General features: G+C 65.1%; 27 protein-coding genes. 12 read left to right on the top strand and 15 right to left on the bottom strand.

Annotated elements, in window-relative coordinates; all coding sequences use genetic code 11:
• Positions 1-36: 36 nt before the first annotated feature.
• Positions 37-195 (bottom strand): preprotein translocase subunit Sec61beta, encoded by a 159-nt coding sequence (locus QYL91_RS05145; RefSeq protein ID WP_302082309.1) that lies wholly within the window; start codon positions 193-195, stop codon positions 37-39.
• 106 nt (positions 196-301) lie between these two features.
• Here QYL91_RS05145 and trxA point away from each other — a divergent pair, with 106 nt between their 5' ends.
• Complete coding sequence (trxA, locus tag QYL91_RS05140) at positions 302-568, top strand: thioredoxin (protein ID WP_302082308.1); 267 nt, start codon at positions 302-304, stop codon at positions 566-568.
• Between the two features lie 495 nt (positions 569-1,063).
• Here trxA and npdG read toward each other — a convergent pair whose 3' ends face one another.
• The 3 genes from npdG to QYL91_RS05125 form a co-directional block, all read right to left on the bottom strand.
• On the bottom strand, positions 1,064-1,729 hold the full coding sequence (npdG, locus tag QYL91_RS05135) for an NADPH-dependent F420 reductase (protein ID WP_302082307.1): 666 nt from the start codon (positions 1,727-1,729) through the stop codon (positions 1,064-1,066).
• A gap of 43 nt (positions 1,730-1,772) precedes the next feature.
• Positions 1,773-2,654, bottom strand: a complete 882-nt coding sequence (locus QYL91_RS05130; RefSeq protein ID WP_302082306.1) for a TIGR01548 family HAD-type hydrolase — start codon at positions 2,652-2,654, stop codon at positions 1,773-1,775.
• 62 nt (positions 2,655-2,716) lie between these two features.
• Positions 2,717-3,124, bottom strand: a complete 408-nt coding sequence (locus tag QYL91_RS05125) for a UPF0146 family protein (RefSeq protein WP_302082305.1) — start codon at positions 3,122-3,124, stop codon at positions 2,717-2,719.
• Positions 3,125-3,162: 38 nt separating this feature from the next.
• Here QYL91_RS05125 and QYL91_RS05120 point away from each other — a divergent pair, with 38 nt between their 5' ends.
• Both QYL91_RS05120 and QYL91_RS05115 read left to right on the top strand, forming a co-directional pair.
• On the top strand, positions 3,163-3,684 hold the full coding sequence (locus QYL91_RS05120) for an archaemetzincin family Zn-dependent metalloprotease (RefSeq protein ID WP_302082304.1): 522 nt from the start codon (positions 3,163-3,165) through the stop codon (positions 3,682-3,684).
• A 113-nt stretch (positions 3,685-3,797) separates the two neighbouring features.
• A complete protein-coding gene (locus QYL91_RS05115) occupies positions 3,798-4,016 on the top strand; it encodes a hypothetical protein (protein WP_302082303.1) in 219 nt (72 codons plus the stop codon).
• A gap of 34 nt (positions 4,017-4,050) precedes the next feature.
• Here the strand turns inward: QYL91_RS05115 and arlH are convergent, their stop codons facing one another.
• Together arlH and QYL91_RS05105 are read right to left on the bottom strand one after the other, a co-directional pair.
• Positions 4,051-4,800, bottom strand: a complete 750-nt coding sequence (gene arlH, locus QYL91_RS05110; RefSeq protein ID WP_302082302.1) for an archaellum protein ArlH — start codon at positions 4,798-4,800, stop codon at positions 4,051-4,053.
• Between the two features lie 43 nt (positions 4,801-4,843).
• Positions 4,844-5,356 carry a hypothetical protein gene (locus QYL91_RS05105; protein WP_302082301.1) on the bottom strand — a complete coding sequence of 171 codons (513 nt, stop codon included), beginning with the start codon at positions 5,354-5,356 and terminating at the stop codon, positions 4,844-4,846.
• A gap of 192 nt (positions 5,357-5,548) precedes the next feature.
• Between QYL91_RS05105 and QYL91_RS05100 the strand changes: the two genes are divergently transcribed.
• Positions 5,549-6,013, top strand: a complete 465-nt coding sequence (locus tag QYL91_RS05100) for a CBS domain-containing protein (RefSeq protein WP_302082300.1) — start codon at positions 5,549-5,551, stop codon at positions 6,011-6,013.
• Between the two features lie 5 nt (positions 6,014-6,018).
• On the opposite strand, the gene QYL91_RS05095 is transcribed toward QYL91_RS05100, so the two are convergent.
• Both QYL91_RS05095 and QYL91_RS05090 read right to left on the bottom strand, forming a co-directional pair.
• Positions 6,019-7,848 carry a ribosome biogenesis/translation initiation ATPase RLI gene (locus QYL91_RS05095; protein WP_302082299.1) on the bottom strand — a complete coding sequence of 610 codons (1,830 nt, stop codon included), beginning with the start codon at positions 7,846-7,848 and terminating at the stop codon, positions 6,019-6,021.
• A 1-nt stretch (position 7,849) separates the two neighbouring features.
• Positions 7,850-8,152, bottom strand: coding sequence for an EMC6-like membrane protein (locus QYL91_RS05090; RefSeq protein ID WP_302082298.1), 303 nt, complete (start codon positions 8,150-8,152; stop codon positions 7,850-7,852).
• An 86-nt stretch (positions 8,153-8,238) separates the two neighbouring features.
• On the opposite strand from QYL91_RS05090, the gene QYL91_RS05085 reads away from it, so the two are divergent.
• Positions 8,239-8,703 carry a hypothetical protein gene (locus QYL91_RS05085; RefSeq protein ID WP_302082297.1) on the top strand — a complete coding sequence of 155 codons (465 nt, stop codon included), beginning with the start codon at positions 8,239-8,241 and terminating at the stop codon, positions 8,701-8,703.
• A 57-nt stretch (positions 8,704-8,760) separates the two neighbouring features.
• Positions 8,761-9,024, top strand: coding sequence for a winged helix-turn-helix domain-containing protein (locus QYL91_RS05080; RefSeq protein WP_302082296.1), 264 nt, complete (start codon positions 8,761-8,763; stop codon positions 9,022-9,024).
• A 25-nt stretch (positions 9,025-9,049) separates the two neighbouring features.
• On the opposite strand, the gene QYL91_RS05075 is transcribed toward QYL91_RS05080, so the two are convergent.
• Complete coding sequence (locus QYL91_RS05075; protein WP_302082295.1) at positions 9,050-10,948, bottom strand: PINc/VapC family ATPase; 1,899 nt, start codon at positions 10,946-10,948, stop codon at positions 9,050-9,052.
• A 90-nt stretch (positions 10,949-11,038) separates the two neighbouring features.
• Here QYL91_RS05075 and QYL91_RS05070 point away from each other — a divergent pair, with 90 nt between their 5' ends.
• Positions 11,039-11,698 carry a hypothetical protein gene (locus QYL91_RS05070; RefSeq protein ID WP_302082294.1) on the top strand — a complete coding sequence of 220 codons (660 nt, stop codon included), beginning with the start codon at positions 11,039-11,041 and terminating at the stop codon, positions 11,696-11,698.
• A 9-nt stretch (positions 11,699-11,707) separates the two neighbouring features.
• Here the strand turns inward: QYL91_RS05070 and QYL91_RS05065 are convergent, their stop codons facing one another.
• Positions 11,708-12,796 carry a helix-turn-helix transcriptional regulator gene (locus tag QYL91_RS05065; protein WP_302082293.1) on the bottom strand — a complete coding sequence of 363 codons (1,089 nt, stop codon included), beginning with the start codon at positions 12,794-12,796 and terminating at the stop codon, positions 11,708-11,710.
• Between the two features lie 180 nt (positions 12,797-12,976).
• On the opposite strand from QYL91_RS05065, the gene QYL91_RS05060 reads away from it, so the two are divergent.
• From QYL91_RS05060 to QYL91_RS05050, 3 genes are all read left to right on the top strand, one after another.
• Positions 12,977-14,779 (top strand): DUF7096 domain-containing protein, encoded by a 1,803-nt coding sequence (locus QYL91_RS05060; RefSeq protein ID WP_302082292.1) that lies wholly within the window; start codon positions 12,977-12,979, stop codon positions 14,777-14,779.
• On the top strand, positions 14,779-15,489 hold the full coding sequence (locus QYL91_RS05055) for a DUF7345 domain-containing protein (protein ID WP_302082291.1): 711 nt from the start codon (positions 14,779-14,781) through the stop codon (positions 15,487-15,489). Before QYL91_RS05060 ends, QYL91_RS05055 begins: the two co-directional genes overlap by 1 nt.
• A gap of 70 nt (positions 15,490-15,559) precedes the next feature.
• Positions 15,560-16,633 carry a M20 family metallopeptidase gene (locus tag QYL91_RS05050; protein WP_302082290.1) on the top strand — a complete coding sequence of 358 codons (1,074 nt, stop codon included), beginning with the start codon at positions 15,560-15,562 and terminating at the stop codon, positions 16,631-16,633.
• A 170-nt stretch (positions 16,634-16,803) separates the two neighbouring features.
• On the opposite strand, the gene QYL91_RS05045 is transcribed toward QYL91_RS05050, so the two are convergent.
• The 3 genes from QYL91_RS05045 to QYL91_RS05035 all read right to left on the bottom strand — a co-directional run bounded on the left by QYL91_RS05045 (position 16,804) and on the right by QYL91_RS05035 (position 21,477).
• Positions 16,804-19,209, bottom strand: coding sequence for a DUF2309 domain-containing protein (locus tag QYL91_RS05045; RefSeq protein ID WP_302082289.1), 2,406 nt, complete (start codon positions 19,207-19,209; stop codon positions 16,804-16,806).
• The gene (locus QYL91_RS05040; protein WP_302082288.1) at positions 19,199-20,683 is read right to left on the bottom strand and encodes a proton-conducting transporter transmembrane domain-containing protein; all 1,485 of its coding nucleotides are present in this window, start codon (positions 20,681-20,683) and stop codon (positions 19,199-19,201) included. Before QYL91_RS05040 ends, QYL91_RS05045 begins: the two co-directional genes overlap by 11 nt.
• Before the next feature lie 308 nt (positions 20,684-20,991).
• The gene (locus QYL91_RS05035) at positions 20,992-21,477 is read right to left on the bottom strand and encodes an Lrp/AsnC family transcriptional regulator (RefSeq protein ID WP_302082287.1); all 486 of its coding nucleotides are present in this window, start codon (positions 21,475-21,477) and stop codon (positions 20,992-20,994) included.
• Positions 21,478-21,575: 98 nt separating this feature from the next.
• On the opposite strand from QYL91_RS05035, the gene QYL91_RS05030 reads away from it, so the two are divergent.
• Positions 21,576-23,057, top strand: a complete 1,482-nt coding sequence (locus QYL91_RS05030; protein WP_302082286.1) for a carboxypeptidase M32 — start codon at positions 21,576-21,578, stop codon at positions 23,055-23,057.
• Positions 23,058-23,176: 119 nt separating this feature from the next.
• The gene (gene ubaA / locus QYL91_RS05025) at positions 23,177-23,989 is read left to right on the top strand and encodes an SAMP-activating enzyme E1 (protein WP_302082285.1); all 813 of its coding nucleotides are present in this window, start codon (positions 23,177-23,179) and stop codon (positions 23,987-23,989) included.
• A 32-nt stretch (positions 23,990-24,021) separates the two neighbouring features.
• Here ubaA and QYL91_RS05020 read toward each other — a convergent pair whose 3' ends face one another.
• On the bottom strand, positions 24,022-24,936 hold the full coding sequence (locus tag QYL91_RS05020) for a cobalamin-binding protein (RefSeq protein WP_302082284.1): 915 nt from the start codon (positions 24,934-24,936) through the stop codon (positions 24,022-24,024).
• Positions 24,937-25,036: 100 nt separating this feature from the next.
• Complete coding sequence (locus QYL91_RS05015; protein ID WP_302082283.1) at positions 25,037-25,711, bottom strand: hypothetical protein; 675 nt, start codon at positions 25,709-25,711, stop codon at positions 25,037-25,039.
• Positions 25,712-25,764: the final 53 nt, after the last annotated feature.

Genomic DNA, 25,764 nt, shown 5'->3' with positions numbered 1-25,764 from the left:
GGTTTGGAACAAACTGCTGCAAAACGAACCGCGTCCTCAGATGAAGGCGTTCAAAACGAGGATAAACGCACCGAAGAGGGCACCGAAGGCGACGATGGTCTTTGGGTCGATGCGAATCGCGTTGCTGTCCTCGGCGTCGAAGTACCGGACCAGTCCGGCACTGGACATCAGTCCGCCGCCGTCACTACTGCTCATACGCGTATCTGGGAAACGGTCCTGCCTAAGCCTTTCGACCGAGTGCGCGCTGCTCGCGAAGTGGAAAACCCTTATCTTCACCGCCGGAGTAGTTGTGCGAGAACCCATGACAGTCACGCTCAAGGACTTCTACGCAGACTGGTGTGGCCCGTGCAAAACACAGGACCCAATCCTGGACGAACTCGCGGAGGAGTACGAGGACGTCGAATTCGAGAAGGTCAACGTCGACGAGGAACAGGACGTTGCCAACGAGTACCAGGTTCGCTCGCTGCCCACGCTCATCATCGAAAACGACGACGGCATCGTCGAGCGCTTTGTCGGCGTCACACAGGCCGAAGACATCGAGGCCGCGTTCCAGCAGGCTGACGCCTAACTACTTTTTTCGGCGGCGGGTGTCGCACGCGAGCCTTCGGCTCGCGGCCCACCGCTTGCCGAAAAAACATAGTGAAAAAGGCTGCTCGCGGCCGGTAGGCCGCTCGCAGGTGCTAGCTTAGCGTTCACCGCATGGCTACCGCACTACACGACAGCCCTGCTTCTACCCGTTCTCGTGTCCCATCCAGCAGTGTATCACAGGTTTGGCTGAGAGTGAAGCATCGTCTTTATCGACCAGTCTGTGGCCGGGAACGCATGCCTCGGCGGCCTGCCGCGGCCGAACGATAACGGGGAAAGGCAGCGCTGCAGTCGCCGCAGTGCGATTGCGGTGCTGTGCGGTTGGCACAAAGCTGGCACCTGCGAGCGCTCTACCGAGCGCGAGCAGCCTCCACGCGAGTAACGCGAGCGTGGGCTCGTGGGAGCAAGCTCCCACGGTGTTTTTCGCCCACGTTCGGAAGAGCGGCGGCGCGCGCGACCCGACGCTGAAAAAGGTGGTTTACCAGAACTTGACGCCCAGGTCGTGCAGGTCCTCGTTGTTCGCAGCGAGGTTGATGAGCAACGGTGTCATCGATTCGACTTCGCTCGCGTTAGCGAGAGCGCCGGCGTCGAGGGCACGGATGCCCTCGATTCCCTCCGCGAGGGCGGTGACGGTCTCCTTGGCGTCGGCGTCGTCGGAGACGATGGGAACGTCCCAGTCGAGGTCGGCATCGAGGTCGGCGAGTTTGCCCGCCGCGAGGTTGTGGAAGGCCCCGACCACGGGAACGTCGTCGGGTGCGGCCTTCGCGGCGAGTGCGGTGACGCTGCCGACGCCAGGCGGGTTGTAGTGGACGCCGGCCTCGTCGCGCTGCATCCCGACCGCAGGGGAGACCAGAACCGTCTCGTCGAGTTCGTCAGTGACGGCGTCGATGGTGTCCGAGAGGTAGTAGGCGGGGACCGAGAGGACGGCGACGTCCGCCTCCGCCGCGGCGGCGGCGTTTTCCAGGCCAGCGATGTCGACGTCGTGGCCGCGCTCGGCCAGTTCCGACTCGTACTCGTCGGCTTTCGCCGCGGCTTTCTCGGCCTCACGAGAGCCGATGAGAACGTCGTGGTTCGTGTCGCGCGCCCACCGGAGCGCGAGACCCTGTCCGATGTCTCCAGTACCGCCGAGGAGTGCAATCTGCATACACGTAGGTTGGCCGAACGGCGAATAAGCGTTGTGAGTTCAGTCAACTCAGCAGGTCAGGCAGGTCGTTGACGGAGTCGACGACGGCCGCCGCACCGGTCTGCTCGTACTTCCGTTTGCCGCGCTCGCCGGTGAGTCCGCCGGTGAGAACGCCGACACCGTAGTAGGTCCGCTCGTCGACGTCGGCGGCGTTGACTGCCGTCCGCACGTCGTCGAGGGTGTCACCGACGAACGCGACGCTGTCGACAGACCCCTCGCCGGCGGCGTCGAAGCGTTCTGCCAGCGTCACCAGCGCGGCCGGGTCTGGTTTGCCGGCCTCCCAGTCGTCCATGGTAAAGCGGTGGTCGTCGGGCACCGAGAGTCCGGCGCGGTCGAGTGCGATGTCGGCCTCGGCCGCGGGGCGGCCGGTGAGCACGCCGACGTGGAACCGGTCGTGCAGTGTCTCGATAGTCGTAGCGTCGACGATGACCGGTTCGTCGTGGATGAACCCCGGCGTATCGAGAGCGGGGTCCCCGCCCTCGATGTCCCGGTAGAGGTCACTGCCGAGGTAGAGTTGCTGGAACACGTCGCGGAGACGGTCGGTGTCCCACTCGGCGAGGACGCGCTCGCGGTCGGCAGGGGTCAGTTCCTCGCTGACGACCGTCCGAGCGCCATCGAGGCCCCCGCCCACGCGCTGGATAGCGTCGGTAAACTGCGACAGCGAGCGCTCCATCCCCTCACGGCGAGCGAGGACGTAGAGTGCGGCGGCGTCGGTGAGTTCCCAGTCGTTGTTGAACCCGCCGGCGTCTTTGAACTGCTGGATGTCCCCGCGAGCGATGGTCTCGCCGTAGACCCGCTCGATGGACTCGACGATTGCACGGCGATAGGAGTCGGCGACATCGACGAGGACGCCGTCGACGTCCAGTACCACAGCATCGACGTTCATTGGTGATGGCAAGAGCGTCGACGTTCAACTAGCTTGCGAGAGTCGATTCCGGTCGGACGCGGCTACGATGTCTCGGTGCGGCGGCTCTGGAAGACAAACAGCGTCTCGCCGGGAAGTGTCTCCCTGCGGACGGGAATCGTCGGCGGGTCGGCACCGAGCGTCGTAAACAGGAACGCGGCGTCGACTGCGCGAGCGAGGTCGGCAATCGGCCGCTGGAGGTCCGGCGGGCAGTTGAGCGCGTAGACGGCGTCGGCGTCGGCGTAGACCGACCGGTCGGGGTCGGTCACGTCGTCGCGGACAAATGTGACGCCGTCGGGAACCGACCGCTCGGAGATGTCTGTCACTGTGACGGCCACGCCCGCGTCGGCGAGCGCGCCGGCGACGGCTGTTCGGTGCCCGACACCGACCTCGACGACAGTGTCGAAGTCGGCCAGTCGGCTGCCAATCGCATCGACAGTAGCGTCTCGCACGCGAGATTTTTATGTGACTGCTCCTCATAGGCGTTGGCATGCACGTCGACATCGTGCCGGTCGGCGAGGTCACTGCCGCCGTCAAACGGCAAGCCTCCAGCGGCCTCCGGACGGTCTATGACTGTGACGTGACCGTCCACGACCCCCAGTCGATACCCTCCGGGTCGTACGACACCAGCCGCGAACAGTACCGCGCAGAGGAGTTTATCGACCTCGCCAAACGCGTCGGGAGTGGCGAGAAAAACATCGCCATCACCCCGAAGGACCTGTTTTACCACCGGCGCAACTACGTCTTCGGCCTGGCTTATCTCGGCGGGAGTGGGTCGGTCATCTCCACGTATCGCCTGCACACCTCCTCCGACGGCGGGTTCTCGAATCGCTCCCCCGAGGACATCTTCTCGGACCGCGTCCGCAAGGAGGTCGTCCACGAGATCGGCCACACGCTCGGGCTGGAACACTGCGACAACAAACGCTGTGTGATGAACTTCTCGCCGACAGTCCGCGAAGTCGACGTCAAAGAGGAGACGCTCTGTGGCACCTGTCAGCGAAACGTCCTCTGACCCCGTATTCCGACGTTCTGACGGTCGATTTGCTTCCCGTACGGCGGTTTCCCCACACCCAAACTCGTTTGGTATTCAGATTATACTCCATGAGTGCATACCCATAGTTGCGTATGAGTCAGAGTCAATCACCCCGAACCGAAGAACTTGCAGACGTGTTCGTCGCCGTGACCGGCGACGAAGAAGTCACCGAGCCACAGGACAACGAAGGCGACAACCGCGAACTGCGCGGGGAGAGCCGCATCGACGAAGCCGTCGCGGACGGACTGGACGAGGCAATCGAGGGGATGGAAGCCGACACTGGCGACCCCGGCGAAGTCAGCGGAGGGTAATCACCCGGCCACCGCGCGCCCGTCCCCGCTGTCCCTATACAACCCGCCTGTTCTCGACGACGATACCGATGCCCGGCCTGATAGAAAAGCCGATGCTGTCGTCGACCTGTTGACCCATCCCCACGAACCGTTTGACGTCGATACTTCGGCGCACGGAGCGCCCACCTGACGTGGCGGTCACCTGCAAGAGTACGTCAGCGATGGCACGGAACGGTTCCAGCGTCGCGTCGGCGAGGCCGCTCGGGTCGACGGTGAGCACGACGGTCCTGTCGCCGCGTGCGATGCGGCGGAAAAACGAGATGACGCGCTGGGCCGCTCGCCGCCGGTCGGTCTGCCCGGCCAGCACGTCGAAGGTCGGGTCGTACCGGAGGATGTCGCCGAAGGTGTCGAGAATCGCCACGTCCGTCTCCCACATCCCCCGCGAGGACGTCAGCCGCGAGAGGAGTTGCGGCGGGTCCCCATCGCTGTCGAATCCCGAGAGGTCACCGAACAGATAGAGCAGTTGCCGGTCCAACAGCGCGGAAGTCACGTCGTAGGACAGCGACCGCATCTGGTCGAGAAAGGGCCCGACCGGCCGCTCGGTCGAGAGGTAGGTCACCTCGTGGGACTGTTCGGTCAGCCCGTAGGCAAATCGCCCGGCAAGCGTGCTCTTGCCGGCGCCGTATGTCCCCTCCACGAGGACGATACTCCCCTTCGGGAGGCCCCCACCGAACGCTCGGTTGAGCTGGTCGTGGTGAGCGAGGCCGAGCGAGTAGAGTCTGCGCTGCCACGGCGTAGAACGCATCGGTCGATACTCGACGGCACGAGACAAGAAGGCTTGGGACAGACTACCCGGTCAGCTGTTCGAGTCGGTCGGTCGTCATCGCATAACAGGTCCGAATCGGCCCGTCGAGCATCGCCTCCGAGGCACGGAAGTGAATCGACCGGCCGGGCTGGATGAGCGCTTCCTCGGGCACGTCGATGGCGTCGGGGTGACCACGCACGAGTCGGGCGGGAATCTCCCACTCGAACCCCCCGTCGTCGGACTCGACCAGCGGCGTCGTCGTCACCTCACGGTAGTGCTCGTAGTCGAGGTCTTCGTTTGCCATCACCAGCACGCGCACGTCCTCGCGGACGTACCAGTGGACATCCTCCTCGCCGGTCAGTTCACCCGCAAAGAGTGCGTCGGGAAGCCGCGGCGGCGTCGGCATCGCGTCGGTCGGTTCCGTGTCGATGTCCGTCGACGTGACTGCGGGCCGGTCGAGCTTTTCGATGTCTTCGGGGTCCGACACCTCGGGGGTCGGCGACGGGTGTTCCCACTCGCCACTTTCTTCGGCGACCGTTTCGGGGTCCTCGTCCATTGTCTATACCTGAAGCGACTGCCTAATAAGAGTGGTCGCTCCGGACGCCAGGACACCGTAGCCGGGCGAACGGAGCCGGGTCCCGTTCGCGCGAACCGAGCCAGCGACACTCACGGCAAGAATCGAAAGACGGCAAGGATACGTGTCCCGACGTATCGCACCTTTATATTGTGCCAGCGACAACATACTACTATGACGATACGTGACCTCGTTCAGACGGATGTCGTCACAGTGTATCTCGACGACAGTCTCCTCGACGTCGCCGAAGTGTTGCGAACAGACGGCGTCGGCAGCGCCGTCGTCCTCGATGCACACGACGAGCCACTCGGCATCGTCACCGACCGTGACCTCGTGGTCTACGGCCAGCAGTTCGTCGACACGTTCGAAGACACGGCAGTCAACGAAGTGCTGTCGATGGACGTCTTCTCGGTCGAACCGGACACGGAACTCGACGGGCTCGCCGCACAGATGCGCGAGGAACGGGTCCGGCGCGTCCCGGTCATCGACGACGGGGAGTTACTGGGTATCATCACACTCGACGACATCATCGTTCACCTGGCCGACACGCTGGACAATCCAATACTCGAAGACCTCGCGGCGGTCATCAAGGCAGAATCGCCAGCCGAAAATCCCGAGACGACGAGCGATACAGCCTGAGACTCTTAGGGCGCGTAGTAGTACTCGCCCTTGTTCTTTTGCTCGCGGTCGAGTTGACTGTCGGGCTTGTTGATACGCGGTCGGGAGGTACGCTCGTCCCGGCGGAAGGTGATGTCGAGATTCGAGAGGAACTCGTTCATCCCATCGCGCATGCCCTGTGGCGGCGCGGCGTGACCGTGTTCGGCCGGTTCGCCGTCGAAGACCAGCAGGCGGTCGGCCAGCAGGTCAATCATGTAGATGTCGTGGTCGATGACCAGGGCCGTCGCGTCGTGGTTCTCCGCGTAGCGCCGGATGGCGCTCGTCGCGAGCACCCGCTGTTCCACGTCGAGGTGGGCAGAGGGTTCGTCCAGCAAGTAGAGGTCGGCGTCCTCGGAGAGACAGGCCGCGATGGCGACCCGCTGGCGCTCCCCGCCCGAGAGGTCGGTGAGGTTCTGCTCCATGACCGCATCGAGCTGGAGCGGCTGAGCGATTTCTGTCGTCCAGTACGACGAGCCGAAGTCGTCGGTAATCGACGCGAGGAACGCGTCGACCCGCATCGGCTGGTCGATGTCGATGTACTGGGGTTTGTACGCGATGTCGAGGCCCGAATCCAGGCTGCCCGTATCGGACTCGAGTTTGCCGGCGAGCAGTTTCGCGAACGTCGACTTCCCGATACCGTTCGGGCCGACGACGCCCAGCACTTCGCTCTCGCGGATGGTGCCGGCCTCGACTTCCAGCGAGAACTCGCCCTCGCCGTAGCTTTTCGTGAGTTCGGGATACTCGATGACCACGTCGCCCGTCGAGATGGTGCGCGGCGCGTGTTCCTCGAACTCGATGTTCGTCTCCCGGATGCGCATGTTCTCGTTGTCGAGATACCCCGAGAGATACTCGTTGATGCCGCCTTTGACCGATTTCGGGTCGGTGATGACACCGAAGGCACCGGGCTGACCGTAGGCGACGTGGATAGCGTCAGCAAGGAGGTCCAGGATTGCGAGGTCGTGCTCGACGACGAGCATCGAGCGGTCGCCGTCGTCGGCGAGTTCCCGAACCAGGCGCGCGGCGGTCATCCGCTGGCCGATGTCCAGGTACGGCGTAATCTCGTCTAAGAAGTAGAAGTCGGCGTCGCGAGCGAGCGTCGCGGCGAGTGCGACCCGCTGGAGTTCGCCGCCCGAGAGGGTGTCGATGTGCTGGTCGACGACCGGGGCGATGCCGAGTCGCTCCACGAGGTCGTCGAGGACCCCACGTTCGTCGGTCTGTTCGAGCAGTTGGCTCGTCGGTCCGTCGAACTGGTCGGGAATCTGGTCGACGTACTGGGGCTTTCGGGCGACGGTGACGTCGCCGTCGCGCATCGATTCGAGGTACTCCTGCAGTTCGGTGCCGCGATAGGTGTCGAGAATCTCGTCCCAGTCGGGTTCGGTGCCGATCTGGCCGAGGTTGGGCGCGAGTTCGTCCGCGAGGATGCGGACGGCGGTGGTCTTCCCGATACCGTTCGGCCCCAAAATACCGGTGACTCGGCCCTCCTGCGGTGCGGGCAGGCCGTAGAGTGCAAAGGAGTTCTCGCCGTAGCGGTGGACGGGGTCGTCGTCGAGTTCCTGCGGGAGGTTGATAATCTCGATGGCGTCGAAGGGGCACTTCTCGACGCAGATGCCACAGGTTTCACCGAGACAGATTTCCTCGGAAATCCACACCTGGTCGTCGGTCCCCTGGAAGGGTTCGCCCTCCTCGAAGCGCTCGTCGCGGGTGATGATACACTCCTTCCCGGTTCGGTTTGGCGGGCAGAAGTTCACACACTCGTAGCTACACCGGTCCGGTTGACAGCGGTCCAGGTCGACGACTGCGATACTATCGTCTGCCATGTTATTGAAGTGCGCCGGTTGTCAGCATGATTCCCCAGGTGATAAACCAGAGCACGAACGTCATAAACCCGATATAGAGGTAGTCTTTCGTAGAGAAATCGGAAACGTCGACACCCAGCACGCGCAACAGCGGGAGCTGAACGAGGACAGCCCCACCGAAGAGCAACACGCCCACGGAATCCTCCGGCCCGGTGGCGACGAGGGTCGAACCCACACCGGCGAGCATTCCGAGGACCGTCGCAAGCGTCGTAACGGTCACCCCTCGGAGGTGCGCACTGAGTCCGTTGCCCGTTTCAGTAGCCATGTGCATCTCTGGACGACGCGGCGTAAAAAGGAGTTCGTTCGGGACCGACGAGCGATTTATATCTCGGCCGCCAATCGGAGACAGCAATGGGTGACGAGACTGCGACCCCGGCCGACGAGACCACGAGTACCGCCCCGTTCCTGTTCTTGCTCGGCCTGGTCGGCTTCCTTGGCACCCTCGCGGCCTTCGTCGCCGACCTGCTGACCGGCCACGACATCCTCCGGAGTCTGCTCGGCAACGCGGCCAGCGTGGGCGTGCTGGTCTGGTGGGCGGCGACGGACACGCTGGGAGACCCCGACTCGAGCGTCGACTCACGGAGCGGGGCCGCGGGGACCGGGCTGCTCTTGCTCGGCCTGTATCTCGTCGTCGGCGCGGCTGTCGTCGGCCTGACGAGTCCGTTCCACGACCGGTTTGGGGTCGTGCCCTGGACCGCCGGAACGGGCGTCGTGTTCGTGGTGGTAGGCTTTGTCGTGCTCCCGCGAGCGGCGATACTGGACGCCAGCGACGGCGAGACGGACACGACCGACACCGGAGAAAAAGAGGGCAGTTGAGCGTCGTCCGGTCCAATCCCTCAATCTTTATACAGCCGGCGACCCCACGATGTACCGATGACAGATTCCGACGGGGAGGAAATTGCCGACCTTCCGCCGAGCGCGAAGCTCGTCTACAAGGTTCTCGAATACAACGGGCCACTCACCCAGAAAGGCATCGTCGAGGAGTCGATGCTCTCGGCCCGGACGGTCCGCTATGCCCTCGAACGCCTTGACGAAATCGGAGTTATCGAAGAGGACGTGTACTTCGCCGACGCGCGCCAGAACCTCTACGAAATCGTCGACGAAGCCGTCGAAGCCGAACCCGCCGTCTCCGACTGACTGTTTTACTCGACCGAAGACGACGCTACGACGGAACGACCGTAATCGTCCGCCCGTGGTCGATAGCCGACTCCAGTTCTTCAGCGATGGCGCTCCCGCGGGAGACCTGAATCTCGCCGCCCCGTGAGACGGTCGCAGTAAAGAGGTACTCGCCGTCGGCCTGTACCTCGACGGTGTCGCCGGCGTGGCCCTCCATGGGCACGATGACGTGACGGCTCGTAATCTCGGGGACGACCGTCTTGCCGGCCATGCCGCCACTCGGGCCGCCACCGCTGTCGTTCCCGCCGCCCTGACTCTTCCCGCCGGGCTTTTCGGCGAACGTGCGGACGTCGATGTTGATGCCCAGACGGTCCTCCACATCGGAGATTCGGCCGCCGCCCTTGCCGATGACCCCGGAGATGTCCCGTTCCTCGACCCAGACGATAGCGGTCTCGGGGTCTCGGAGTTCGACTTCGACGTGACCCTGCGCGATAGCGCGAATCTCTCGCTCGATTTCCTGTTTGGCGATGCGGTCGACGCCGCTTTCGGCACCGGGACCGCCCTCCTCTTCGCCGATGGGGACGGTGACGACCTGCCGGTTGAAGGTGTAGATCTCGTAGGCCGGCTGGTCGGTCTCGAAGTCGGTAATCATGATGACCGGCCGGGCGAGGTCTTCCTCCATCAGCCCCTCCGGGACCTTGACCTCGGTGTGGACGTCGTAGACCGTCTCGACTTGCCCGTCCTCGATGTAGACGACGGTGTCGACGACCTGCGGAATCAGACCGAGTTCGACGCGGCCGATGAGCCGCTGGAGCGCGTCGATGCCACGCGTCGCGTGGACGACCCCGACCATCCCGACACCCGCCAGCCGCATGTCCGCGAAGACCTCGAAGTCGTCCGTTTTCCGGACCTCGTCGTAGATGGTGTAGTCGGGCCGGACCATCAATAGCGAGTCGGCGGTCTTGGACATTTCGCCGCCGAGTTCGGTGTACTGAGTTATCTCGTCCCCGACCTGGAGGTCCCGCGGTTTCTCCATTGTCTTGACCGCGTAGTCCGAATCGGCGAGGAACTCGGCGACCGCCTGTGCGAACGTCGATTTGCCTGCGCCGGGCGACCCGGAGATGAGGACGCCGCGCTGGCGTTCGAGCAGTCGGTCGCGGAGTTCGTCGGCGTGCTCGTAGTCATCCAGGTCCGTCTTGACGATGGGTCGAACGGCCGTAATCTCCAGCCCGTCCGAGAACGGCGGGCTGGCGATGGCGATTCGGTCTGTGCGAAACTGGATAATCGTCATCCCTGGTTCCGAGAGTTCGACGAATCCGTCGGGACTGGACTCGGCGGCTTCCTCGATGTCGGCGATGTACTCGCGCATCTCCGACTCCGAGAGGGGGTCCTCGGCGATGGTCTGGTAGTGCATCTGGCCGATGGCACCGCGCTTTGCCATCGGGGCCATGCCGGTCTTGAGGTGGACGCTCATCGTCTCCTCGTCGAAGAACTCCTCGATGGCGAGGCGGTCGACGTCGCGGCTAGTCGGTTCGACTTCGATGACGCGGATGCCTTTCGCGCGGGCGACCTCCGCCTGCACGTCGTCACTGGTCAACAGTGTCGCGCCGCGGTCCTGTGCGATGTCGCGGATGAGCGCGTCGATTTCGCCCTCGCCGGCGTCGCGCTTCTCGATGGCCTCGGGACGGCGGCCGACGTACTCGACGTCGACAGTGCCGTCCTCGTCGAGGGCAACCAGTCGCTGGAGCTCTTCGAGTCCTTCCCAGCCGGTCTGGCGGCCGTCGTTTGCCTGTGCTTCGAGTTCGCCGACGACTGCCTCCGGTACGACGATAGTCCCACCGGCAAAGCCGGTGCCGACCGCCTCTGAATCGGGGTCGGCGTCGGCCTCGATCTGCTCGGACACGCGGCCGTCGATGACCACGCTCGTGTCCGGTACGATTTCCATGCGAGTTCTTGGCCACGTTCACTGATAAGCATCCGGATACTGCAGTCCCCTTTCGACGGAATTATTTCGACACCGACGGTCGGCCACGGTATGTCACTCATCGGCGCCGCGACCGTCGGTGGGGCCATCGGCGTCACGCACGCGCTGGAGGCCGACCACCTGGCCGCGATGGCGACGCTCGTCGACGGGAACCGGTCCTCGCTGGTCGGTGCCTCGTGGGGGCTCGGTCACACGGCACCGATTCTCGTCGTCGGGCTGCTCTTTGTCACACTCGGGGTCACCCTCCCCGCATCGGTGACCGCCGCCTTCGAAGTGGTCGTCGGCGTCGCGCTGGTCGCCTACGGGATTCGACTCGCAGCCGACGCCGCCGGATACCTTGGACGCGAGACCCACAGCCACGGCCAGCCGAGTCACGACCACCTGCGCGTCGGTGACGTCTCGCTGGGGATTGGGCACAGCCACCTCGACGGCGACTCCGTTTTCGTCGGCGCCCTCCACGGGCTGGCCGGCAGTGGGGCGCTGGTCGTCGGGATGGCCACCACCACCCAGTCGGTCGATTTGGCGCTTACCTTCCTGCTCGCGTTCGGCGCGTGCACGACGCTGACGATGACCGCTATCGCGACAGTCTGGGGGAAGACACTCGGAACGGGTCTCGACCGCCTGTTGAAAGTCGGCGGCGGCATTGCGGGAGCCACGGTCGGCGCTGCGCTCGTCGCCGAAGTGACGCTCGGACTGGCGGTGTTGCCCTGAGACCCACCGTCACTCCGAGTCCTCCGGGAGCGCAACGACGTTCTCCCGGCCGAGACGGAGTTTCTCGACGGTCCCCTCCTCTGCCAGTTGGCCGACAAGCCGCGACGTCTTCGAGGCCGACCAGTCGAACTCGTCGGTGAGTGCCGCCTGTCGCATGCGCCCGCCGTGTTCCTCCAAGAGCGCGACGACACGCTCCTCGTCGGTCAGGACCGGCGTTTCTTCACCCCGGGACTCCCCTGTGGAACCACTGTCCGTATCGTGCTGGGCGGGTGCGGTGTCAGTCGCTGTCGCCGCTGGCTGGTCGTCCACGTCGGCAGCCTCCCGTCGTCGATACAGCACAACGCCGAGGAAGGCGGCGAGGGCCAGTACTGCCAGACCGGCAACGACGGTAAGACCACCCGGACCGGGCGACCGTGTTGGAGCGGTTGGCGACCCGGACTCCGACGTCGTCGCGCTGTCGGTCGGTTCGAATTCGACCGTCGGCTGGCCGTCGGCGAAGTCCTCGCGGCCGCTCCAGGTCAACAGCCCGCCGTCCCGGCTATCAGGGTCGGGTTCGACGCGGCTGGTCTCGTACCCGGGCGGTGTCTCGACCTGGAGGCGGTCGTCTGCAGCGATGAAGAATCCGCCCTGGAAGACGTCACCGACGGCGAGTGTCCCGTCCTGCTGTGCAGCGAAGTTCGTCCAGGTGAACTCGTAGGTGACGACACCCCACCGCTGTGGCACCTCCTGGATGCGTGTCGAGGCACGAAAGCCGTTGGCGGTCATCTCGCGGCCAGTGGCGTTTTCGGCGTTAGCGACGACCCCGCGCATCCGGTCGCGGAACGGGTCGAGATACCGGCCGGTGTCGTTTCGGAACTGTTCCTGGAAGGCCTCGTACTCCGCGACGCGGTCGGCGGTGTCCAGTCGCGTCCGAAACTGGAGTGTCCAGGTGGCCGACCCGTTCGCGTGAACCTCGATTCTGGTGACGGTGTTGTCCGTCTCGGGCTGTGACTGCTGGGCGCTGGCGATGCCGATCGCTGCTGGCTGGACCGCGCCGAGCAAAACGAGCGCGAGCACACCGACTAGCACAGGCGTCGGGTAGCGAGCGCTCGATGACACAGTCTCCGTATCCAGACGGAGTCGTATTAAGTAATGCGCTCGCCGGCAGCCAGCAAGTCTGCAACCGACTGCAAACGGCTGCAACTCACGCCCAATTGCCCGCAAGCGAATGCAACTGACTGCAACGGCCTGCCAGCATCGACCCCGTTTATACCCGTCTGGGTCGTGGCATCGTCCACGATGAACCGAACCGCTATCGCCGCACTCGTGCTCGCAGTGGTTGCCGTGGTCGGGATGACCGCCCCGGCAGTGGCACTGTCGCCGAGTCCCGGCGTACAATCCGTCGACGGGGTCACAGACGAGCCAGTGACGGCACCCCAGATGGAAAACGAGTCGGTAAACGACTCGCAGACAGAGACAGGGAACGACTCACGCGTGAACGTCACGGTCGGCCAGCAACTCTCGACGGTCATCAGCACCTCGAGCGACGAGGTCCAGACCGAGTTCGAGAACACGGCCTTCGAGCTCTCCGTCGAGACCGACAATGAGGAGGAACAGGCCGAAGCGGTCGCCGACCGCGCCGAGGAACTGCGCGACCGGGCCGAGGACATCCGTGAGGACTACGAAGACGCTACCGAAGCGTACGACGAGGGTGACATCACGCGCTCGCAGTACGCCCAGCAACTCGCGACGCTGAACGCGCGGGCGTCGAACATGCTTGGCAGCTACGAACGGCTCCAGGACCGCGCCGCGAACGTCTCCGCGCTCGAACTACGTGCCGCGGGCCTCAACCAGACGGCGCTTGACAACGCAGTCGGGAATCTGAGTGTCGTCAGCGGGACCGGCGCTGCTGGCCTCCTCGACCGATTCACCGGCCAGTCACAGGGTGAAATCGAACTCGAGACCAGCAACGGGCTCGAAATCGAAATCGAGAGCGAGGACGGCGAGTGGACTCGTGGCTTCGAGCGCCCACAGCAGGGCAACGGCAGTTTCGTCGTCGACCAGAGCACCGCCCTCGATACCGCTCGCGGTGTGCTCTCGACCGACCGTGACGGCGACTGGACGCTCAGTGCCCTCGACCGCGACGACGGCGCCTACGAGTTCGAATTTGCCTTCTATGGCCCGAACCACACCGGTGAGGCCGAGGTGAGTGTCGACGGCGAGACCGGCGAGGTCTTCGCCCTCGAAGAAGAGATCGAACGGCGTGACGACGATGACGACGACAGCGAGGCAGATGACAACGACGGTGAAGACGACGAGGACGACAGCGATGATGAAGACGAGGACGACGAGTCTGAAGGGCCGCCGCTGTCACTCTCGCTGGTCAACGGGACCGCGACGGCCGGCGGAACCGTCACGGTGTCCGTGTTCGCCGGTGGCGAACCGGTCGCTGGCGCGAGCGTCGAACTCGACGACCAGCACGTCGGCACGACCGACGAGAACGGGACGATTGCGGTCACGCTGCCCGACGACGACGAGGCCGAACTCAAGGTCGAGTCGGGCGACCGCGAAGCCGAACTCGAATTCACGCTGCGACAGGAAAGCAGCGACGACCGGACCGACCGCGAGATTAGCGAGCGCCTCGACGTCTCCGGCAGCGTCGACAACGGCACCGTCTCGGTGCGTGCCACCTACGACGGCGCCGGACTCGCCAACGTCTCCGTCCTCACTGACGGGAACCAGGTCGGCACCACGGACGGCGACGGAACGCTCACCTTCCAGACCAACGCCACCGAGGAACTCGAAGTCACGCTGTTGAAAGGGCAACTCGAAGCCGAACTGAGCTTCGAAATCGGCGACGACGGAACCCTCGCACTGGACGAGGTCGGCATCGACCAGCGAGACGAAGACGAGGTCGAAGCGGACGACGAGGATGCAGAGGGTGATGACGACGAAAGCGAAGAAGAGGACGCAGACGACGACAGCGAGGAGACCGACACCGACGACGGAGAAGATGAGGAAGACGACGAAGAAACCGAGGACGAAGATGACGAAGAGAGCGACGACGAAGATGAAGAGGACGAAGAAGAGGACGGTGAGTAATGGCCGGTGACCGCACACCTCGCGTTGCGGCCCTCGTCGCGCTCGCTGTCGTCCTCTCGACGGTCGGGGTCGCCGCCGTGGCGTCGCCGGCGGCGGCGTCGGGACACACACAGACGGAGTCTGCCTTCGTCGTCGACCTCGCGGAAGACGGCTCGGCCACGGTGTCGCTGACGGTCACGTTCGACCTGACGACCGACAGCGAACGCCAGGCGTTCGAGGCGCTCCGGGAGAACACGACGGCACGACAGCAGCGGGCGGCCCAGTTTGGCACGCGGATGGACGCCATCGCAGCGCGTGCCGAGAGCGATACCGGCCGCGAGATGGCGGTCCGTGACCCGTCTATCGCGTTCGCCACACGGAACGACACCGGCGTCGTCACGCTGGCTGTGACCTGGGCGGGACTCGCCGCCGAAGACGGTGACCGCCTCGTCCTCAGTGAGCCGTTCACCGACGACTTCGCGGTCGACCGACCGTTCAGCGTGGTCGCCCCCAATGGCTACCAGATTACGTCGGCAACACCATCGCCGGACGGGCAGACACAGACCGACGCGACGTGGGCTGCAGGGTCCACGTTCGAGAACTTCGAGGTGACTGTCGCCCCCGGAGAGGAGACGACGACTGGCGGTGAGAGCGGTCCCGGCTTTGGCATCGCTGTCGGTGCCGTCTCGGTCCTCGCGGCCCTCCTTGGCATCCGACGCTTCGGACGCTAATCTCCGAACGCTCTTTTCGCTACTCCGAACAGAAAGTCAACAGTAAACATCTGGCAGCCGTTGTCGCCGTATGGACAGCCGTGAGTTGACTCGCGACCTCGTTGCGATTCCCAGCCACGACGACGAGACGGCCGCGGGCGACTATATCGAGACCTGGCTCCGTGAGCGGACCGACGCCAGCGTCACCCGGGACGACCACGGCAACGTCATCGCCCGACGAAACACCGGTACGGACACGTCGCTGGCACTCGTCAGCCATCACGACGTGGTGCCGCCGGACGATTCCCAGATTGTAGACGGCGAGTACGTCATCGACGAACAGGATGGCCGCCTCTATGGCCGCGGCAGCGCAGACATGAAAGGCGCCGTCGCCGCGGCGATGGTCGCCTTCCGCGACGCGACGGACCTCGATTGTGAACTCGTCTTCGTCTCCTTCGTGGGCGAAGAGCAGGGCGGCGTCGGCGCGCAGGCAGCACTCGAGGACGGATTCGCGCCCGACTACGCCATCGTCGGCGAGGGGTCGACCGGCTACTCCGCCCCCGAGACGACCGACGTGGCCGTCGCCCACAAAGGTCGTCGCGGGTCGACGATTACCGCCGCCGGCACAGCGGCCCACGCCAGTGAAGTCGAGAGCGGGGAGAACGCCATCTATCGGGCCAGCGACGCCATCCACGTCGTTCGGAACCTCGATTTTCCGACGACCGACGTGCTCGGTCACGACCTGGCTGGGAGCGTCGCCGTCACGGAAATCGAGGGCGGGTCGGCATGGAACGTCATCCCCGAGGCCTGTTCGGTAACCGTCGACGAGCGGACGGTGCCTGGCGAGCGCGCGCCACTGGAGCGAGTCGAGGAACTGCCGGGCGTCTCCTGGTCCGTCGACCAAGACCTCCCGCCGATGGCCTGTGACGACGGCGATTTCGCGGAGCTGGTCGTCAGTGCCGCCGCCAGCGCACAGGAAGGGACCCCAGAACAGGTGGTCAAACCGCACGCCACCGACGCAGGCTGGCTCGCGCAGGCGGGTACGACCTGTGTCGTCTGTGGGGCGGCCGAACCCGGCCAGGCCCACACCGCCGAGGAGAGCGTCTCCTGGGAGGTCGTCGAGCGGTGTGAGAGAATATACCATGCCGTCGCCGAGCGGTTCTAAACGGCGCGTTTGGCGCGTTTGGCGCGTTTTGCTGCCGTAGAGGGTGTTTTCGAGAGCTTCTGGTGAGTCTGTCGAGCGAGTTGGGATAAAGCTCTCACTGCGATATGAAACGGTGAGTTAGGCGGGATACCGGAGCAACGCAGTGGTGGTCGGGTTGTCTTCGACGTGGGTCAGTCGTCAGCGGGTGCCGGGGCGGTCGGTGCCTCCGGGTCGACCGTGGCCGGTTCGGTTGCTGGCGTCCATTCCAGATTGCGCTCGTAGTGGAACGCCTGGTGGTCCTGCGTCGGGTCGACGACGGTTAGCGAAAGCCAGTCGTTGTCCAGGAGTTCGGTCAGTTCGTCGTTGTCGGCCAGGACGGCGGTGACGCGCTCGACCGGCGCGTGGAGGACCGTCGAGAGGCGCAGCGGTTGGTGGTGCGGTGTATCGGCGGCGGCCATCAGCGACTGGAGCGGGAGCCCGGTCATCAGGTCGCCGCCGTTGCCCTGGTAGACGCCGACGTTGCCGACGGGGTTGTGGGTCACCTTCGAGCCACTGCCGTAGACGGCGTTGTCGACCGTCGAGAAGTAGTACTGGGTGTTTATCCACTGGGTGACGACCATCGGGCCGGTGAGAATCGCTTCGAGCGCGTCACCGTCGGGGTCGGTCGACCAGTCGTAGGAGTGGAGAAAGGCGCGCCCGTCGAGGTCGAGGTCACTCGTCAACTCGCGGGGCCCGACGACGAATCCGGCGTTGCCAGCCAGCCCCCACTCCGGACGCGTCTCGGCCCAGTCGGCGGCGCGGCGTTCCGTCTCCCTGACGGCCGCCGACCCGTCAACACCCATCGACGCCGAGCGCTCGGCGGTCGCGCTCTCGCGGGCCGTATCGAGGTCCGCGCGCAGGCGTTCGAGGTCCGCTGCGTGGCTCTCCGGGACGTGGCCGTCGTACAGGTCGATTTCGTCGGTCGTGGTGTTGTGCTGGCCGGCGAGGAAGACGGTGTCCTCGGGCACGTCGAAGTCGCGCTCGCGCAGGGCCGTCCTGACCGCGTCGTCGTTACAGATTGCCGCGAGGACGCGGGCGCTCGGGCCACCGGGGTTGCCAGCACAGGCCCCACAGTCCAGACTCGCGTCGTAGGGATTGTTCGCCGTCTCGCTGGCGTGGCCGGTGAAGACCACGAGGCGCCCGAACGTCTCCCAACCCATCAACTCGAAGGCGGTCGCGGCGTACTCGACTTTCTCCTCGTGGGTCAGGCCAACCGGGAGGTCGCCAGCGTAGGTGTGCTGGTGGTGGACGACCGGGTCACAGAACTCGTGGTCGTCGGGCGTCACGTCGTCGGCGCTGTCCAGCAGGTCGGAGACACGACCGGGGACAAGCGTGCGAGCCGCGAGCGCCAGTCCGTATCCGCTGCCGGCGTTCTCGACGAAGCCGAAGGCGGTCGCTGGGTTGGTCTTCAGCGTCTCGACAATCTCGCCCGCGGCGTCGCGGAGACGCGACCAGCGGTCGTGGCTCGCCTGTGCGTCCTCGTCTGTGGGTAGCTCCGCAATGTGGTGCTGGGAGTCGAGAATCGGCGGGCAGGCGTCGACCGACACGTCGGCGTCGTAGCCGTGGTACTCCATCGGGATACCGAAGAAGCCAGCGTAGCCGTGGGTCTCGTAGTCGCCCGTGGCCTCGATGTGACGGCGGAGTATCTCCGAGCGCGTGTCGATACAGAAGACCATCTGGGCGTCCGGGCGACCGGAGGAGTCGCTGTCGGCGAGGGTCTCGCTCTCGGCGGCGACGCGCTCGACGAGGTCACTGCGATAGCTCGCCTCCCACGCACTCAGGAACGCTTCGGCGAGGTCGTCGGCCGCCTCGGACTCGGTGCTGTCGAGGCCAATCGACGGCTCGATACCGACACCGAAGGCGTCCAGTAGCGCGAGGCGAGCGGCGAGGTAGCCATCGAGCGTGATTGGGTACGTGGACTGCCACGCACCGTCGCCGGCAACGCGTTGTTTGATGAAGCCGGCCCAGCCAGGGAGCGCGGCGAACTGCTCCTCGAAGATGGGTACCCGCTGGCTCTCGGGGTACGGCTCCAGCACCGACTCGATAGTCTCGATTGGCGACGCCGGCAGGTCGGCGACGACCCCCTCGTCGGGAATCTGGTCGTCGTACGCGGCCACCGACCGGAAGGCGCTGTAGAATCCGTCCTCGCGGTTCGGCATCGGCCATTGGGCCTGGCCTTCGTCGAGGAACGCCGACAGCCACTTCGTCAGCACGTGGTCGACCCGCTCAGCGTCGGTACTCGGAGTCTCCGTCTCGACGCTGGAGTCCATGCGCTCCAGCAGGGTTTCGGGGTCGCCCTCGTAGCCGCGCTCGGCCAGTTCCGAATCGAGTATCTCGGGGTCAATCTGCCCGTCCTCAAGAGCCGCCCGGAACGTCTCCGGGCTCGGATAGCCGCGGCCGCCCAGGAGGTCCCCGGCTTGAGTGACGGCCTCACTGAACGGCATGTCCTCGAAGCCCGAAAGCGGGTTGGCCGTCACGAACGAGTGAATCGGCCAGACCGACCCGACGGTCGTCGCTGCCTTGTCGATGCTGTCGTCGATAGTATCTTCAGTACTCATTGTATTCCTCCGTGGCGGTCAGCACAGTGCTGGAAGCGGGTTGGCTCGCGTTCAACAGCGCAACGTAGAGGCGCTGGCTGCGCTCGTGGACGCCGGTCTCGATTGCGACGTAGACAGCGAGGAAGACGGCGGCGACGACGCCGTGGAGCGCGGTCAGTTCGGTCGGGGCGGCGACAATCGGAAGCCCGGACAGGACACCCGAGATAGCCACGTAGACGAGCGCATAGACGGTGATGGCCGGGATGAAGACCAACGGGACCGCGCCGTAGCGGGCCGTCGGCGAGAGTGCGGTGTGCGCGACAGCGCTGCGGGCCGCGTGCAGCGTGGTGAATACCACGAACAGGACGAGCAGGAGTCCGCTGGAGAGGGTCGTTCCCTTCCCGGTCAGCAGCGCGAACACCGCGCCGCCGGCCAGTCCGGTCGCCAGGACGACGACGGCGCCTGCGAGACTGGTCTCGTGGGAGTCGCGCTCGGTCGGGCTGGTATGCTCGACCTGCCCGCCCGCGCTGAGGAAGTGATACGCCTTGTAGAAGCCGTGCAGGATGAGGTGGGTGATAGCGGCCCCGAAGAAGCCGAGACCGGCCTGCATAATCATGAATCCCATCTGTCCGACCGTCGAGCAGCCCAGTTCGCTCTTGACGTCCGACTGGACGGCTTTGAGCAGTTTTCCGAGCAGGGCACTCGCTGCGCCGACGGCCACGATGCCGAGCATGAGTGTCGTGTCGACGGTCACGACCGGCGCGAAACGAATCAGCAGGATACCGCCCGCGTTGACGAAGCCAGCGTGCATCAGCGCCGAGGCGGGCGTCGGGGCGGTCATCGAGGAGAGCAGCCAGCTGTGGAACGGGACGAGTGCGGACTGAATCATCGCCGCGAGAACGAGTGCGACCGCGGCGACTACCCACACCGGCCCGCCGAGGCTGTCGGCTGACGCGGCAATGCCGGAGACTGTCGTCGCGCCGGTCGCCCACCACAGCGCCGTCAGTGCCACGCCGAGGAGTGCGCTGCTTGCGAAAAAGGACCGGCGAGCGACGCTCGCGGCGGCCCGTGCCTGAGGCCAGCCGTCGACGGTGCCGATGAGAGTCGCCATCAGCAGGCCCATCGCCAGCCAGAGCAGCCAGAACAGCCCGACGTGGTCGGCCGCAACGAGGCCCATGACGGCCACCGTGAAGCCGAACACCGTTGTGAAGAAGCTCGTCTCGTGGGCGCTCCCGGCCATGTAGCGGCGCGAGTAGCTGTGGATGATGGCGCTGAAGAAGGTGACGACCACCCATAGCAGGACGGTCAGCCCGTCGATGGCGACCACACCCGGAACCTCCCACGCGCCACCGAACCGGACTCGGGCGAGGAGGGCGGCGACACTCGCGGCAAACAGCGACCACACGAGCCAGGTTAGTGCCACGGGCACGGACGGCGATTCGACCGTCGTGTCCGGGAGCGCTCCGACCGTCGGTTTCGAGGTGCGTCTTGACATCGTTCAATCTATCGTACGACCCATCCCGGCAACCGAGACGAACTCGAAGTCCGTTTCTGGTCGTCTTTATTTGTATTTGAGAACAGTATGCCTATTAAGCTTGTCTATATTCACAGACTGTTCGTAATTTAGTCACTATAGAACATTATGGTTTTGGGTGTGGGAGTTGTTATCAGGCTACAGGAATCAGGCCAGAAGACGTGCAACTACGAAGGGAGTGCGTCGAGAACCTCGGCTTTCGGGAGCCGCCGCGCTCGTGTCGGCACTATGTCGGACGCGACCGAGCAGGCTGTCAAACGCGCCGGCGTTTAGCTCTCGTCTTCGGTGTGGTTCCCGGAATCGAACTTGCCGAAGGGAGTTGTCTCGTGGGCCCGAACGAGAACTTCGTCAGCCACGGTGAGCCCCATATCGAGGAGTTCCTGTGCGACGGGCGTGATGTCGCTGTCGGACTCGCCGATAGCGGTGACGAGGAGGTTCTGTTCACCGGTGACCAGTTCCTGGACCGAGACGACGCCCTCGATGGCCAGAATATCGGGGATGAGCTCACCGCGTTCGGGTATCGAAGCGGTGCAGTAGAGCAACATGCGGAGCGGATAGCCCGACTTCTGATAGTCGACGCTGGCGCTGTATCCTTTGATTACGCCGTCGGATTCGAGACGCTGGATGCGCTTGCGGACGGTACTGTCCGAGGTTCCGGTTCGCTCTGCGATGTCGCCGGACGACATATTCCGGGCATCCTCCTGTAATGCGTGCAAGATTGCTCTGTCGACGTCGTCGATTTCCTCGTCGGCCATGGTAGTGTGTCCGCGACAAGGACACTTTACCTTTGTACGTTGCTCGGGTCCGCCACCGACCCCGCGGTTTAATTTCTCGCGAGCCGTACGACGGGACGATGAGTGGAGACACCTACGACGCTTTTCTCTCGCACGTGCAGAAACTCACCCACGTCGGTGACGCCGCCGGCATCCTCGACTGGGACCAGCAGGTGATGATGCCCGACGGCGCGACGCCCGCCCGCGCCAAACAGAAGTCCGCCCTCTCCTCGCTGCGCCACGAACTGCTGACCGACGACGACCTCGCGGAGTATCTCGATACCCTCGAAGGCAGCGACCTCGACGACGAGCAGACGGCAGTCGTCCGGGAGATTCGCCGCCAGCACGAGCGCGCCGTGCGCGTCCCCGAAGAACTCGTCCAGCAGATTTCCGAGGCCTCCTCGAACGCTCTGCCAGTCTGGGAACAGGCAAAGCAGGACGACGATTTCTCGCAGTTCGAGGACGCACTCGAAGAGCTGGTCGAACTGAAACGGGAGTACGCCGAAGCTATCGACCCCGACCGGGACCCCTACGAGGTGCTCTTCGAGGAGTACGAGCCGTATCTGGGCATCGACACCGCCGAGCGGGTGCTGGAACGGCTGGGCGAAGCGCTCCCGCCGCTTATCGACGCCATCGGCGAGAGCGACGTGACCATCGCCGACCCCTTCGACGGGACATACGAGGAGCGCAACCAGGAGGCAGTGGTCCGGGACGCGCTGGATTTGCTGGGATACGACTGGGACCACGGCCGACTCGACACCTCCTCGCATCCCTTTACCAGCGGGACGCAGTTCGACGCCCGCATCACGACCCGGTTCCAGCCGGGCGACCCGATGGACGCGCTCGGCTCGACGATTCACGAGTTCGGCCACGCCACCTACGTGCTGGGACTCCCCCGCGAGGAGTACGGGACGCCGCTGGGCGAGGACCGGGACCTGACCGTCCACGAGTCCCAGTCCCGACTCTGGGAGAACCACGTCGGCCGCTCGCGAGCGTTCTGGGAGCTGTTTGCCCCCGCCGTCGAGAAGCGACTGGGGGCCGACACTACGCCACAAGCGTTGTACGAGGCCGCAAACGAGGTGTACGACGACAATCTCATCCGGGTAGAGGCGGACGAACTCACCTACCACATGCACATCCTGGTCCGGTTCGAAATCGAGCGGGACCTGATTCGAGGCGAGTTAGACGTAAGCGATGTGCCCCAAGTGTGGAACGACAAGTACGAGGAGTATCTCGGTGTGCGCCCCGACACCGACACCGAGGGGTGTCTACAGGACATCCACTGGTGTCACGGTGCCTTCAGCTACTTCCCGACGTACACCCTCGGGTCGGTCCTGGCGGCCCAGCTCGACGCCACAATCCGCGAGGAGCTACCGCTCGACGTGCAGATTCGAAACGGCGAGTTCGACCCGCTCCGGGAGTGGCTCCGCGAGCACGTCCACCAGCACGGCTCCCAGTACACCACACCGGAGTTGATTCAGCGCGCCACCGGCGAACAGTTCACTGCCGATTACTTCCTCGAATACGTCGACGAGAAGTACGGCTCGCTGTACGACATCTGAACGGAGGTGGCTGTTCGGGGTCGTTCGTAGCCGAAGAGACGATATGGCCCCGGAAGCGACGGTAACCGTCGAACGAAGCCATCACGCGACTTTTTATCACCGCCCGCAAACGGCCCACAATGAGCGACCCGAATCTCGACGCCGAGCAACTCGACCGCTACTCCCGGCACGTCATCATGGACGACGTTGGCCCAGCGGGACAGGCCGCACTCCTCGATGCCAGCGTCCTCGTCGTCGGCGCGGGCGGCCTGGGGTCGCCGGTCATCCAGTATCTCGCCGCCGCTGGCGTCGGCCGCCTGGGCATCGCCGACGCCGACCACGTCGAGCGGAGCAACCTCCAGCGACAGGTGATTCACGCCGACAGCGACGTCGGGCGGCCGAAAGTCGACAGCGCCGCCGAGTACGTCGCAGACCTGAACCCCGACGTGACCGTCGACCGCCACGAGCTCCGGGTCGACTCCGAAAACGTCACCGACCTTGTCGCCGACTACGACGTCGTCGTCGACGCCTCCGATAACTTCCCGACCCGGTTCCTGCTCAACGACGCCTGCGTCCTCTCGGAGACGCCACTCTCACACGGGGCCATCTACCGCTTCGAGGGGCAGGCGACTACTATCGTCGGCGGCCAGCCCTGCTACCGGTGTCTGTTCCCCGAGGCACCGCCCGAGGGTGCGGTCCCCGACTGTGCGACGGCGGGCGTTCTCGGCGTCCTGCCGGGTGCCGTCGGTGCGTTCCAGGCGACGGAGGTGGCCAAACTCATCATCGGCGAAGGCGACACACTCGACGGTCGCCTCCTGGTCTACGACGCCGCCGACATGACCACCGAGGAGGTCCCGATTCGGGCCAACCCCGACTGCCCGGTCTGTGGCGACGACCCCATCGGCTCGGTGGCCGAGGTGTCCTACGCAGACAGTTGTGCGGTGCCAGAATAGAGGGCGAGCGTCTAGAATAACGCCGTCCGGGACTACGCGGTCTCCAGTGCCGACAGCGGTCGTACCGCGTTCGACGGCGGCGCGTCGAACCGCTCGGGGTGGAGAATCCAGGCGAGAAATTCGAGCGTGTCGACCAGCCGCGGCCCCGGCCGGTTGACGTAGTGGTGGCCGTCGACGACGTACACCTCCCCGCGCTGGACGGCAGTCAGGTCGTCCCACCCGTCCCGCCCGGTCACGTCGTCGAGATTCGCCGCCGTCTGGTCGATGTCGAAGCCACACGGCGAGAGAACGAGGACTTCGGGGTCGTAGGAGCGAATCGTCTCCCACTCGCGCGGTCGCGAGCGTGCGCCCCGCTCTGCCAGCCCGTAGCGCCCGCCCGCGAGGTCGACCATCCCCGGTACCCAGTGGCCGGCGACCATCACGGGGTCGAGCCAGTCCAGCACGGCCGTCCGGGGCCGTCCCTCGGTCGCGCCTGCCCCCCGTTCGACGGCGTCGATGCGCCGCTCTAAGTCGGCGACCACCTCGACGGCGCGTTCGCTCTGTCCGAGTGCGTCACCGATGCGCTCGACGTCGGCGATGATATCCGCGAGGCTGTGTGGGTCCGTCGTCAGCACGGCCGCGCCGAGTCGGAGGTCGTCGACGGCTTTCCGGACGCGGATTTCGTCGACGGCACAGACGTCACAGATGCCCTGCGAGATGACGAGGTCGGGGTCCAGTCTCGCCAGCATCTCGCGGTCGATTTCGTAGACGCCGCCGTCCTGCTCTGCGCGGGCGACCTGCTCGTTTATTTCCGCGCTGGTGGCAGTGGGGTCGACACGCGAGCGGTTGACCGCCGGTTTCTCGTTGGCAGCGGGCGGATAGTCACACTCGTGGGAGACACCGGCGGGCTCGACGCCCAGCGCGTAGACGATTTCTGTCGCCGAGGGCAGCAGAGAGACGACGTTCATACACACAGTTGGACTCGGAGACCCAAAAACACACACCGTCTTTCCCTTCTTCGAGCCACTCGCTCCTGTCTTGTATCGGGGTCTGGGTCGGCAGGCGCGCTCAGCAGATTGGCTTCGGGTCGAACCCCATCGCGTCCAGTCGCTCGGCGTAGTCGTCGTAGGCCGCCTCGACGACTGCGACGGCGCTCGCCTCAGCTCGCTTCCAGTCGTCGTCAGCACAGAGAGCATCAAGCGCATCTGTCCCCGCCGCCAGTATCTCGTCGGTGTCGCTTCGCAGGTCGCGAAACAGGTCCGCACGGGCGTTCTCCGCCTCGTTGACGAAGAAACTCACCACCTGCAAGAACAGTCGGTCGAGGACCAGTGGGAGACCGATAGTGCCGGCGGCGACTCGCTCTATGTCGCCCGTCGCCTCGAGCGAGAGGAAGGGGGCTTCGAGCGCGGCAATCTCGTCGCCGTCGCCCTCCAGTTCAGCCAGGACAGTGCCGGCGGCCGCCTCGAGCGTGTCGGCAGTCGTCTGCAGTGTCTCAGCAGCCGTCTCGTCGGTCGCCTCGGCGGCCCAGTCGGTCAGCCGGTCACGGGCAGTCTGGAGCGTCGCCGCGGCGGTGACCAGCACGGGGTCTGGTTCGAGACGCGCCTCCGTCGCGGCGAGCAGGGACTTCTCCGAGCCGAGCCTGTCGAGTTCTGTCTCCATCTCCGCGTGTACACCGTCGAGTAGCGCCGCGCCGTCCATGCATGCGGCTTCGGCGGCGAGCATCTTAGTAGTGCGGTTGCTCACTCACCTGCCGCCCGCCGGACTGGCGATTTATGCCCGTTGCCCGCCTAGGCCAC

The organism is Salinibaculum rarum, assembly GCF_030505615.1.
GTDB classification, from domain to species: domain Archaea; phylum Halobacteriota; class Halobacteria; order Halobacteriales; family Haloarculaceae; genus Salinibaculum; species Salinibaculum rarum.
The sequence above is the reverse complement of the archived record's forward strand: the minus strand, read 5'-3'. Positions and strand labels throughout refer to the sequence as shown.